General features: G+C 72.5%; 11 protein-coding genes. 6 read left to right on the plus strand and 5 right to left on the minus strand.

From position 1 onward, the window contains the following. The 3 genes from ACGFYH_RS24890 to ACGFYH_RS24900 all read left to right on the plus strand — a co-directional run. A partial coding sequence (locus ACGFYH_RS24890; protein WP_393805380.1) for an IS3 family transposase occupies nt 1-652 on the plus strand: 652 nt, incomplete at its 5' end. 311 nt (nt 653-963) lie between these two features. Then, nucleotides 964-1,932, plus strand: a complete 969-nt coding sequence (locus tag ACGFYH_RS24895) for a LysR family transcriptional regulator (RefSeq protein WP_393805381.1) — start codon at nt 964-966, stop codon at nt 1,930-1,932. A gap of 292 nt (nt 1,933-2,224) precedes the next feature. After that, nucleotides 2,225-4,099: a Na+/H+ antiporter NhaA gene (locus ACGFYH_RS24900; RefSeq protein WP_393805484.1), complete on the plus strand. Its 1,875-nt coding sequence runs from the start codon at nt 2,225-2,227 to the stop codon at nt 4,097-4,099. A gap of 15 nt (nt 4,100-4,114) precedes the next feature. Here the strand turns inward: ACGFYH_RS24900 and ACGFYH_RS24905 are convergent, their stop codons facing one another. Further along, nucleotides 4,115-5,065, minus strand: a complete 951-nt coding sequence (locus tag ACGFYH_RS24905) for a MurR/RpiR family transcriptional regulator (protein ID WP_393805382.1) — start codon at nt 5,063-5,065, stop codon at nt 4,115-4,117. A gap of 212 nt (nt 5,066-5,277) precedes the next feature. On the opposite strand from ACGFYH_RS24905, the gene ACGFYH_RS24910 reads away from it, so the two are divergent. Genes ACGFYH_RS24910 through ACGFYH_RS24920 form a run of 3 tightly spaced genes read left to right on the plus strand, consistent with a single transcriptional unit; the run spans nt 5,278 to nt 9,084 of the window. After that, nucleotides 5,278-6,261, plus strand: coding sequence for a BadF/BadG/BcrA/BcrD ATPase family protein (locus ACGFYH_RS24910; protein ID WP_393805383.1), 984 nt, complete (start codon nt 5,278-5,280; stop codon nt 6,259-6,261). An 8-nt stretch (nt 6,262-6,269) separates the two neighbouring features. Next, nucleotides 6,270-7,841, plus strand: coding sequence for a sodium:solute symporter (locus ACGFYH_RS24915; RefSeq protein ID WP_393805384.1), 1,572 nt, complete (start codon nt 6,270-6,272; stop codon nt 7,839-7,841). A gap of 58 nt (nt 7,842-7,899) precedes the next feature. After that, a complete protein-coding gene (locus tag ACGFYH_RS24920; protein ID WP_393805385.1) occupies nt 7,900-9,084 on the plus strand; it encodes an anhydro-N-acetylmuramic acid kinase in 1,185 nt (394 codons plus the stop codon). 25 nt (nt 9,085-9,109) lie between these two features. On the opposite strand, the gene mgrA is transcribed toward ACGFYH_RS24920, so the two are convergent. Genes mgrA through ACGFYH_RS24940 form a run of 4 tightly spaced genes read right to left on the minus strand, consistent with a single transcriptional unit; the run spans nt 9,110 to nt 10,991 of the window. Further along, nucleotides 9,110-10,156, minus strand: a complete 1,047-nt coding sequence (gene mgrA / locus ACGFYH_RS24925; protein WP_393805386.1) for an L-glyceraldehyde 3-phosphate reductase — start codon at nt 10,154-10,156, stop codon at nt 9,110-9,112. Nucleotides 10,157-10,204: 48 nt separating this feature from the next. Next, nucleotides 10,205-10,459: a hypothetical protein gene (locus tag ACGFYH_RS24930; protein ID WP_393805387.1), complete on the minus strand. Its 255-nt coding sequence runs from the start codon at nt 10,457-10,459 to the stop codon at nt 10,205-10,207. Continuing rightward, on the minus strand, nt 10,447-10,569 hold the full coding sequence (locus ACGFYH_RS24935) for a hypothetical protein (protein ID WP_393805388.1): 123 nt from the start codon (nt 10,567-10,569) through the stop codon (nt 10,447-10,449). The genes ACGFYH_RS24930 and ACGFYH_RS24935 overlap by 13 nt, the downstream gene beginning before the upstream one ends. Then, the gene (locus ACGFYH_RS24940) at nt 10,569-10,991 is read right to left on the minus strand and encodes an FAD-dependent monooxygenase (protein WP_393805389.1); all 423 of its coding nucleotides are present in this window, start codon (nt 10,989-10,991) and stop codon (nt 10,569-10,571) included. Before ACGFYH_RS24940 ends, ACGFYH_RS24935 begins: the two co-directional genes overlap by 1 nt. Nucleotides 10,992-11,143: the final 152 nt, after the last annotated feature.

Consider the following 11,143-nt stretch of genomic DNA (forward strand, 5'->3'; position numbering starts at 1 on the left):
GCGCGTGAACCACAAGCGCGTCGGGCGGGTGATGCGGAAGTTCGGCATCGCCGGGCTGCGACTGCGCAAGCGCGTAACCACCACCGTGCCCGAACCGTCCGCCACCCCGGTGCCGGACCTGTTCCGGCGCGACTTCACCGCGAGCATGCCGAACGCCAAGTACGTCGGGGACATCACGTACTTGCCGGTGGGCGACGGCGAGTTCCTGTATCTGGCGACGGTGATCGACTGCTTCTCGCGCCGTCTGGTGGGCTGGTCGATCGCCGACCACATGCGCACCGAGCTTGTCGCCGACGCGCTCCGGGCCGCCGCCCGGGTCCGCGGCAGCCTGGCCGGCGCCGTATTCCACAGCGATCACGGAGCCCAGTACACATCCCGCCAATTTGCCGAAGCCTGCGCCGAGTTGGGGGTGCGGCAGTCCATGGGAGCGGTCGGCACCTCGGCGGACAACGCACTCGCCGAGTCGTTCAACGCCGCCCTCAAACGCGAGACACTGCGCGGTGCCCGCCGCTACGACGGCGTTCGTTCCTGCCACCTGGCGGTCTTCCGCTGGGCTACGCGCTACAACACCCGTCGACGGCACTCGGCGAACGGACAGCAGGCACCGATCGCCTACGAACAGCAGTCAGCTCCCCTGACATTTGCCGCATAACGAAACGAACAGGTGTCCACTCATCGGGGACAAGACCCGGTCCCGCCGCCGAGGACGCCGGCCATCGTGCACTTGGCCCAGTCGTGCGCTTGTTCCGCCCAGGCTCCCGCGACCTGCGTACCACCGAGGCCGGCCGACGGCCGGCCGGGGACGGACCACGGGGGCTACCGGTGGATCCGGGCTGGGGTCGGCCCGAGGGCGACAACCCGACGAGCGCGACTGGTCCGTCCGGCGAGGCCGGCGCCTGGCCCTCATCGACCGGGCCCGGCGCAGTCCACAACCACCGGTTGTGCGGGTCTATGCTCCCATCCATGGATACCGAGGCGGTGCGATCGTTCGTCCGCGCGGCCGAGCTCGGCCGGCTGCGGCACGCCGCCGACGAGCTCGGTGTGACGCAGCAGGCGGTCTCGAAGCGGATCGCGGCCCTCGAGCGCGCGCTCGACGTCCGGTTGTTCACCCGCACCGCCCGCGGGGTCGAGCTGACGCTGGACGGACAGGCCTTCCTCCCGCACGCCCGGAACGTCGTCGCGGGTGCCGACCGCGCCGTCACCGCGATCAGACGGGGCTCACGCGCGCTGCGGATCGACGTTCTCGGCCTGCGGTCCGCGCAGGCCGTCGTCCTGCACGACTACTGGCGCTCACGTCCCGGAACGGAACTGGACGTGGTGACGCTCAGGGTCAACGACCCGCGTCTGGCGGTGGCCGCCGTGCGGGCGGGCGACGTCGACGCCTCGTTCCGCTCGGTCACCGACCCCGCCGCACTGCCGCGTGACGTGCGGATGATCCACGCGTTCCACTCGCCGCTGGAACTCCTCGTGGGCCCGAGGCATCCGCTCGCCTCCGCACGCACCCTGACACCGGACCGGCTGCGCGGGCACCGGATCTGGGTGCCGGGGATCGCGCCGCACAGCGAATGGGCGGACTTCTACGATCAGCTCGCCACCGCATTCGGCCTCCGCGTGGACGCCGCGGGTCCGAACTTCGGCAACGAGGTACTCCTCGACATCCTCGCGGACTCCGACGACGCGGCCACCCTCGTGGGCTCGCGCGACCGGTACATCTGGCCGGCCAACCACGACCTGCGCCGCATCCCGATCGCGGGCCCGACGCTCGCGTACCCCCTCTCGCTCATCCTCCCCCGGGCGGATCCGCATCCGGGGCTCCGGGCGATCGTCGACCACTTCGCAAGCCTGGCTCCGCTTCCCGAGGACGCCTGGCTCCCTTCCTGGGCGACGGCACCACACCGCGGCGACGGCGGCATCGAGGGCACCCCGCGCTGACCCGCCCCGACGGCCTCGGGCCGTGGACCGCGGGCGTCCGGTGGGCCCTGCCGTACCCGATCGCCGCGGTCCGATCCGATCGTCCTACTCGTCGCGCCGGAAGGCCGCGCGGATTCCGAGGTCCCGGCCGCGGCGAGGTGACCGCGCGACCTGGTGACCGGTCTGCGCGAGGGCGGGTACTCCGAAACGGGACGTTCGGGGACTCGGCACTCGTGACGCGCCGTCACCCTGGCCGGTGGCGGTCATAATCGGCCGGGTGAGCGGTGGCGAGTCCCGTGGGACGGGACAGGGGATGTCGACCCGGGGCGGTACGCGCTGGCGGACCTTCGTGCAGACGGAGACCGGCAGCGCCGCCCTGCTGCTGGCGGCGGTGATCGTGGCGCTGCTCTGGGCCAACATCGACCTCTCCTCCTACGAGGCCGTGTGGGGGGCGCGCTTCACGATCGGTTTCGACGCCGGTCACCTCTCCTTGGACCTGCACGAGTGGGTCAACGCGGGGCTGATGAGCCTGTTCTTCTTCGTCGTCGGCCTGGAGGCGCGGCGCGAGTTCGACATGGGGGAACTGCGGGACCGGCGCTGGATGCTGCTCAGCGCGGTGGCCGGTCTCGGCAGCATGGTCGTTCCGGCGCTGATCTACGTCGCCGTCAACGCGGGGCACGACTCGGTGCACGGCTGGGGCACGGCCATGTCGACCGACACCGCCTTCGCGCTGGGCATCCTGGCCGTCTTCCGTTCCCGGCTGCCGGCCTCCTTGCGAGCGTTCATGCTGTCCCTCTCGGTCGTCGACGATCTCGTGGCACTGCTCGTCATCGCCGTGTTCTACAGCGACGAGATCCACCTGCCCGCCCTGCTCGTCGCCCTGGGCACGCTGCTGCTCATCGCCGTGCTGCGGGTGGCGGGTGTCCGCGGCGGCGGGTACTGCGCGGTGTTGTCCGTGGTGGTGTGGGTGGCGTTGCACGAGGCCGGGATCGACCCGGTCGTGACGGGGCTGGCCGTCGGGACCCTGGTCCTCGCCTACCCGGCGCCCCGCGGGGACCTGGAGCGGGCGAGCCGTCTGTTCAGGCGGTTCCGGGAGCAGCCGACCCCGGAGTTGCAGCGTTCGGCGGCCCGGGGCCTGGCCTCGGCGATCTCGCCGAACGAACGGCTGGAGCAGAGGTTCCTGCCCTGGGTGAGCTTCGGCATCGTGCCGTTGTTCGCGCTGGCGAACGCGGGGATCGAGCTGAGCGGCGCCCGGCTGGCCGACGCGTTCACCTCGCCCATCACGCTGGGCATCCTGTGCGGCTGCGTGGTGGGCAAGATCGTGGGGGTCGTGGGCTCGATGGCGGGTGTGCAGATGCTGTCGGGCGGGCGGCTGCGGCCCAATGTGGGGTGGGGGTCGGTCACCACCGCCGGAGCGATCGCGGGGGCCGCCTTCACGGTGTCGCTGCTGATCGCGGCTCTCGCCTTCGAGGGAGAGGAACTGAACCAGGCCCGCATCGGCATCCTGGCCACCCTGCTCGGTTCGTTCGCGGCGAGTTGGGCGGTCTCCGGCGTGATCGGGCTACTGCCGGCGGCCCGGAAGGCGCGGGCGCTGCTGGGGGTCTCCGAGCCGCTGACGGATCTGGCCGTCGCCGTCGACGTGCGCCACGACCGGGTGCGGGGCCCGGAGGACGCCGCGGTGACCCTGATCGAGTACGGCGACTTCGAGTGCCCGTACTGCGGCCGGGCCGAGACCGTGGTCCGCGACCTGCTGGGCAGTGAGACCGATGTCCGCTACGTGTGGCGGCATCTCCCGCTGACGGACGTGCATCCGCACGCGCAACTGGCTGCGGAGGCGTCGGAGGCGGCCGCGCGTCAGGGAGGGTTCTGGGCCATGCACGACCTGCTCCTCGAACGGCAGGACGAGCTGAGCGAGCGGGATCTGCTGCGGCACGCCCAGGAGCTGGGCCTGGACATGGAGGTCTTCCGCGAGGACCTGGAAGCTCGCCGGGGCGCCCGCAGGATCGCCGAGGACGTGGACTCCGCGGATCTGAGCGGGGTGTCGGGCACGCCGACCTTCTTCGTCAACGGCAGGCGTCACCACGGCGCGTACGACATCGCGGCGCTGACACACGCGGTGGACCAGGCCCGCCGACGCGCCCTGACCAAGGCGACGGGAGCGAGGCGGCGGAAACCGGCGGCCGAGTGAACGACGGGAGTGGCGTCACGCGCCAGGGGAGGACGGGGGCCGTCGCGTGGGACGCCCACGGCGCCGGACGGCTCCGTAGGTCTCCTCGAGGGCGGTGGTCGCCGCGTCGTAGGAGCGCTGGGCGACGCCGACGAAGAGGCAGTCGATGACGGCCAGCTGGGCGATGCGGCTGACGGTCGCACCGGAGCGGAACGGCGTTTCCCGGGCGCAGGTCGTGAGCACGAGGTCGGCGCTCGTCGCGAGGGTGGAGCCGGGGTCGTTGGTCAGGGCGATGGTGGTGGCTCCGCGTGCGGCCGCGGCCTGGAGCGGTTCGGTGGTGTCCTCGGTCTCCCCGGAGTGGGAGACGGCCAGGGCCACGTCGCCCGGCCCCAGCAGGGCCGTAGCGGTGAGCGCCGCGTGCCGGTCGCTCCAGATGAATGCCATGCGGCCTATGCGGTGGAGCTTCTGGTGCAGGTCCTGGCCGACGAACGCGCTGGCTCCCACGCCGAAGATGTCGATCCTGCGGGCCTTGGCCACGGCGTCCACCGCCCGGCCCAGCGCGTCGACGTCGAGTCCGGTGCCCGAGTCCTCCAGGGCCCGCACCTCGTTGTAAATGATCTTGCTGACTATCCGGTCCAGCGAGTCCGTCGGGCTGATGTCCGTGCCGCCCCGCGCCGCCCGCTCACCGCCCAGGGCATGCTCCCGCGCGGCGGCGGCCGCCAGCGCCAGCCGCAGCTGGGGGTAGTTGCCCGTGCCGATGGTGCGGCAGAACCGCATCACGGTGGCCGCCGAGGTGCTCGCCCTGCCCCCCAGAGCGTTGATGGACAACTCCGCGACCTGCCCCGGGTCGGCCAGGACCACGTCGGCGACCCTGCGTTCCGAGGGGGCCAGGGAGGGCCGGGCGGCGCGGACGCGCGTGAGGATGTCGGCGGGCGGGGCGTCCTGGGCGGACTGCTCCGGCACGCGGGACGAGGACTGGCGGACCATGGCCCCTCCTGGGTGTGATGCACACAGGGTAAGGGGGTGGCCCGAGCAGGTCAAAAAGTTACGCGGCGACCGACACTACGTTACTTGTTGACATCCGGACTACGGATTTCCATACTCGGACGGCGATCCGCACCGGTCACCGGCGACCTGGTGGCTTTCGACGTGCCGGGTCCTTCGGGCGAAGGGCAGACCCTATGACTTCAGTAGTGGCGGTGGATCTCGGGAAGACCGGCTGCCGCGCCATGCTGTGGAACGGCGTCGACTCGTCACGGGCCGTCAGTTCCGTCCCCGGTGCTCCCGGACTTGCGGCGCCCGACGGTGTGGCGGCGGCCCGTGCGGCCGTGCGCGCCGCCGTCGAGCCGCTCCTTCGGAAGTCCGACGGCGCTCGGCCGGAGGCGGTACTCGTGGGGGCCGCCGGAGCGGCTTCGGCCCCCGCGGCGGCCCGCTCCCTGGCGGCGGCCCTCCTGGAGGACGTGCCCGTCCAGGAGTCCGCCGTCACCAGCGACGCCGTCACCGCCCATGCCGGAGCACTCGGCGGCCGGGCGGGCGTGGTGCTGGCGATCGGCACCGGGGCGGTCGCGGTCGGGATCGGCGCCGACGGGACGTACGCACGCGTCGACGGGTGGGGACCCCTGCTCGGCGACGACGGCAGTGGTGCCCGGATCGGCACGGACGGGTTGCGGGCGGCCCTGCGGGCCCATGACGGGCGGGGCCCGGCCACCGCCCTGCTGGACGCGGCCGTCGGCCTCTTCGGTGATCCCGGACGGCTGCCGGCGACCGTCGGACGGGACGGCAATCCCGCCCGCACGGCCGCCTCGTTCGCCCCCGCGGTGGCGCGCGCCGCCGACGCGGGGGACGCGGTCGCCGCGGCGATCGTCCGGGGCGCGGCCGCCGACCTGGCCGGGACCGCGCTCGCCGCAGCCCGCCGGATCGGCGAAGACGGCGGCCCGCTGCCCTTGGCCGTCACCGGTGGACTGACGGGTCTCGGCCCGGTCCTGATGGCACCGCTGACCGCCGAGATCACCGGTTCCGGACTTCCCGTACGGCTCGGCGACTCACTCGGCGACCCCCTCGACGGGGCCCGGCTGCTGGCCCTGGACCGCACCACCCCTCATGCGTCCCTCGTCGTCCGCGTCCGCCGGACGGCGCCTCCCACCCCTCCCCCCGCGCCGGCGACCCCACCGGCCAGTGTCTAGGAGCAAGCGTGCGCCAGCTCGACCTCGTGGTGATCGTGGTCTATCTCATCGGGATCGCCTGGATCGGCCTGCGGAAGGCCGGCCGGCAGAAGTCGGCGAAGGACTACTTCGTCGGTGAAGGCCACATGCCGTGGTGGACCGTGTCCTTCTCCGTCGTCGCCACCGAGACCAGCGTACTGACCGTCATCAGCGTCCCCGGCGGCGCGTACAGCGGCCAGGGCTTCGGGAACGTCGAACTCGCCCTGGGCTACGTCATCGGACGCGTCGTCGTGGCCACCGTGCTGATCCCCCTCTACAAGCGCGGCGGGTTCGTCAGCGCCTACCAGTACCTGGGCGGCCGGTTCGGGCTGAAGCTGCAGGGGCTCGCCTCGGTGACCTTCGTGTTCACCCGGCTGCTGGCCGAGGGTGTCCGGTTGTTCGCCTCCGCCATCCCGATCAAGCTGCTGCTCGACGAGTTCGGCGTGCACGCGAGCTACCGCGTGATCATCATCGTGCTCACGCTGATCACCGTCGTCTACACCTACCTGGGCGGCATCAAGGCGGTGATCTGGACCGACGCCATCCAGATGGTGCTCTACCTCGGCGGCGCGGTCCTCGCCGTGGCGGTGCTGTCCGCGCACGTCGGAGGGGACGGCTACGCGCGCGCCCTGGACGCCGGACGGTTCACGCTCTTCGACACCGACTTCAGCCTCGCCCACATCCTCACCAGCCCGTTCGCCCTGCCCACGGCCATCATCGGCGGCGCGATCTTCGCCATGGCGTCGCACGGCTCCGACCAGCTGATCGTCCAGCGCGTGCTGGCGACCCGGACACTGCGCGAGGGTCAGAAGGCCATGATCGCCTCGGGAGTCTTCGTCACCGTCCAGTTCGCCGCCTTCTCCCTCGTCGGCGCACTGCTGTGGTCGTACAACGAGGGCCGGTCCTTCTCGGAGCTGGGGCTGGCCAGCTCGGACAACCTCTACCCCGACTTCATCCTGCACGGGCTGCCCGTGGTCGTCTCGGGCCTGCTCGTGGCCGGCATTCTGGGCGCGGCGATGGGATCGCTGTCCTCGGCGCTGAACTCCATGTCGAACTCGACGGTCGCCGACATCATCCACAGCTTCTTCCGCAGCACTCCCTCCGAGGCGGCGCTGCTCAGGCTCGCCCGCTGGATGACGCTGGTGTGGGCGACGCTCATGGCCGTGTTCGCCTGCGCGTTCAGCGAGAGCACCGGGAACGTGTATCTGACGGGACTGACCATCGCGGGCTACACCTACGGCGCGCTGCTCGGCGCGTTCCTCCTGGGACGGCTCGTCACACGCGCCAACGAGGTCGACTCCGTCGTGGCCTTCCTGGTCACCATCGGGGTGATGACCTACATCGTGCGCGTGGTGAGGATCGACGTCACCACGGGCGGGGCCACGGTGTCCCAGGCGATCGCGGCCCAGTGGCTCGTGCCCATCGGCGTGCTGATCACGCTGCTGGTCGGCGGAGTGCTGAGTCTTTTCCACCGCGCGCCGGCGGCCGGCGGTGCCGCCGTCCACGGCGAGGAGCCGGGAGCCGGACCCGACCAGCTGACCACGACGGCCGGCCGGAGCTGATCACGCCCGGACAGCCTCCGTCCCGTCCGAATCGCCCAGCCTCTCGCAGGAGAACTTCGTGCGTGTGATCGGCCTGATGTCAGGCACGTCCTACGACGCCGTCGAGGCGGCCGCCGCGGACCTCGAACTCCAGGGTGAGATCCTGGTGATGCGCCCTCTCGGTCATCTCTCCGCTCCCTATCCCGACCACCTGCGCGACCTGATCGCGGGCAGTCTGCCTCCGTCGGCCACGACGGTCCGTACCGTCGCCGCGCTGGACACCGGCATCGGGCAGGCGTTCGCCGACGTGGCCGCACGCGCCGTGCGGGAGCTGTGCGAGGGCAGCGCCGACCTGGTGGTCTCGCACGGACAGACCATGTACCACTGGGTCGAGGAGGGCGTCGTTCGCGGCACCCTCCAGCTCGGACAGGCCGCGTGGATCGCCGAGGCGACCGGACTGCCCGTCGTCTCCGACCTGCGCGGCAGGGACGTCGCGGCCGGCGGTCAGGGCGCGCCCCTGGTGGCCATGACCGACGCCCTGGCCCTGGCCGCGCTGCCCGGAACCCCCGCGGCCCTCAATCTGGGCGGGATCGCCAACGTCACCGTCGTCGCTCCCGGCGCGCAGCCGCTGGCCTTCGACACCGGGCCCGCCAACGCCCTGATGGACGCCGCGGTACGGCACTTCACCGGCGGCGCGTCCGAGTACGACGCGGGCGGACGCCGGGCGGCGGCGGGCCGGGCCGATCCTGCGCTGCTGCGAGTGCTGCTGGAGGACCCCTACTACCGCAGGCCGGCTCCGAAGAGCACCGGCAAGGAGCGGTTCCACCTGCCGTACCTGCTGGAGGCGCTCGACGCGGCGCCCGTACCGGTCCCCGACGACGTCCTGGCGACCCTGGCCAGGCTCACGGCCGTCACGGTGGCCGACGCCTGCCGCGCGCACGGCGTCACGCGGCTCGTGGTCTCCGGTGGCGGGGCGCACAACCCCGTGCTGATGGGCATGATCGCCGAGGAGCTGCCCGGGGTGGCCCTCGGCTCCAGCGACTCGCTCGGGCTGCCGTCCGACGCCAAGGAGGCGCTGGCCTTCGCCGTGCTTGGCTTCCTGACCGTCAACGGCCTGTCCGGCGCGATCCCTTCGGGTACGGGTGCGCGCCGGGCCGCCCTGCTCGGCACCGTCACACCGGGGCTGGAGCCCCTGCGGCTGCCCCAGCCGGCCGGCGAGGCGCCCCGGCTGCTCCGCGTCGTGGGCCGGCCCCGGCCCTCCTGACCGGTTCCTCGGCGGCCGGGGCGCCTCAGCCGAGGTCGCCGGTGCGGGCCCGCCGCCACAGGTCGACGTTGCCGTCGACGACCGCGTACTTGTCGATCTCGGCGAGTTCGTCGTCGTCGAAGGAGAGGTTGGCCAGGGCTGCCACGTTCTCCTCCAGCTGCTCGGGGCGGGAGGCGCCGATCACCAGCGAGGTGACACGCGGGTCACGCAGGGCCCAGGCGAGCGCCATCTGCGCCAGGCTCTGGTCCCGGCGGGCGGCGATGTCGTTGAGCGCCCGCAGCCGCCGGACGGTGTCCTCGGTGAGCCAGCCGGTCTCGAAGGACTTGCCCTGGGTGGCGCGGGACCCCTCGGGAACGCCGTCGAGGTAGCGGCCGGTCAGCAGCCCCTGGGCGAGCGCGGTGAACCCGATGACGCCGAAGCCCTCGTCGGCCGCGGCGTCGAGCAGGCCCTCGGTCTCGATCCACCGGTTGAGCATGTTGTACGACGGCTGGTGGATGAGGAGCGGCGTGCCCAGGTCGCGGAGGATCGCGGCGGCCTGCCGGGAGCGTTCGGCGTCGTAGGAGGAGATGCCGACGTAGAGGGCCTTGCCCTGCCGCACCGCCGTGTCCAGTGCCGTCATGGTCTCCTCCAGCGGGGTGGAGGCGTCCAGGCGGTGGGAGTAGAAGATGTCGACGTAGTCCAGGCCCGTGCGCTTCAGGGACTGGTCGAGCGAGGCGAGCAGGTACTTGCGGGAGCCGCCGCCCTGGCCGTAGGGGCCGGGCCACATGTCCCATCCGGCCTTGGTGGAGACCACCAGCTCGTCGCGGTACGGCGCCAGGTCCTGCCGCATGATCCGGCCGAAGTTGATCTCGGCGGATCCGTAGGGCGGGCCGTAGTTGTTGGCGAGGTCGTGGTGGGTGATGCCGAGGTCGAAGGCGCGCAGGGCGATCCGCCGCTGGGTCTCGAACGGCTTGTCGTCGCCGAAGTTGTGCCAGTAGCCCAGGGACAGCGCGGGCAGGTCGAGCCCGGAGCGTCCGGTGCGGCGGTAACGCATGGTGCCTTCGTAGCGGCCGGGGTCGGCGACGTGGTTCATGGGGTTCTCCGGTGAGGAAGCGGGGTCGGGCCGCCCGTGACGGGGAGGTCAGCCGGTGGCGGCGCCGAACCACCGGGGCAACCGGTCGTACAGCTCCTGCTGGTCGTCACCGACCCATGCCGCGTGACCGTGCGGCCGCAGCGGCATCGCGGGCACCGTCAGTTTCCCACCGTCGTCGGTGACGTGATCGACCCGGTCCGACCAGCCCTTCACCGACAGCCGGACGGTGCGGTCCGGCAGCAGTCGGCGGCCGGCGTGCATCCGGTCGTACAGGCGCCCCCGTCGCGGTTCTACGTCCCGCATCCGCCGCCGAGCAGTCCGTGTCCCGCGCCGAAGTCGTGGCGGGCGTTCAGGGCGGTGACCTTCTCGGTGAGGTGGCGGCCGACGTCCTCGCACCGCGTCGGTTCGGCCATCAGGCCGCGCCCCGCGCGGGGGCCGGGTCCGGTGGGAAGCAGTTCTCTCTGTGCGCGGGTGCTGTCACGTCGGCGGCCACCGGCTGCCGTTCGGTGTGGTGGCTGTCCAGCAGTCGCTCGAGGGCCCGGCCGTTCACCCCGGCGGCCGGTTTCCAGCCGAGGTCGAAGGCCTCCTGCGGCACACCGTCCAGCGCGGCGAGGGCCGCCACGCTGGTGAGGTCCTCCTCGGGAGGGCCGAGACCGGCCTCGTCCCCGCGCAACATTGTGTCGGTACCGCCGTCGACCAGTACGACGGCGTCGATCCGGTGCGGGGCGATCGATGTCGGTCCCCGGTCACCCGCTCGACGGTCGCGGTGCCGGAGCTTGCCGCTCTCAGCACCCGGCCGGTCCGGCCACGGGTCGACAGGCGGGTCCGAGATCATGTGGCCGGGAACCGCCGGCCAGGGCTCGTCCACACGTGGTGGGGGGGGGGGGGCCCGGGCCGGGGCCCCCCCCCCCCCCCCCGCGGGGGGGGGGGCCCCCCCCGGCGGGGGGGGGGGGGGGCCCGCGCCCCCCCCCCCCCCCCCCCCCGGGG

Source organism: Streptomyces sp. NPDC048392 (assembly GCF_043200575.1).
Lineage (GTDB): Bacteria > Actinomycetota > Actinomycetes > Streptomycetales > Streptomycetaceae > Streptomyces.

Excerpts from the sequence above, each read along its gene's own strand:
- ACGFYH_RS24895 (WP_393805381.1), top strand. The coding sequence starts at position 964 with ATGGATACCGAGGCGGTGCGATCGTTCGTCCGCGCGGCCGAGCTCGGC.
- ACGFYH_RS24900 (WP_393805484.1), top strand. The coding sequence starts at position 2,225 with ATGTCGACCCGGGGCGGTACGCGCTGGCGGACCTTCGTGCAGACGGAG.
- ACGFYH_RS24905 (WP_393805382.1), bottom strand. The coding sequence starts at position 5,065 with ATGGTCCGCCAGTCCTCGTCCCGCGTGCCGGAGCAGTCCGCCCAGGAC.
- mgrA (WP_393805386.1), bottom strand. The coding sequence starts at position 10,156 with ATGAACCACGTCGCCGACCCCGGCCGCTACGAAGGCACCATGCGTTAC.
- ACGFYH_RS24930 (WP_393805387.1), bottom strand. The coding sequence starts at position 10,459 with ATGCGGGACGTAGAACCGCGACGGGGGCGCCTGTACGACCGGATGCAC.
- ACGFYH_RS24935 (WP_393805388.1), bottom strand. The coding sequence starts at position 10,569 with ATGGCCGAACCGACGCGGTGCGAGGACGTCGGCCGCCACCTCACCGAG.
- ACGFYH_RS24940 (WP_393805389.1), bottom strand. The coding sequence starts at position 10,991 with ATGATCTCGGACCCGCCTGTCGACCCGTGGCCGGACCGGCCGGGTGCT.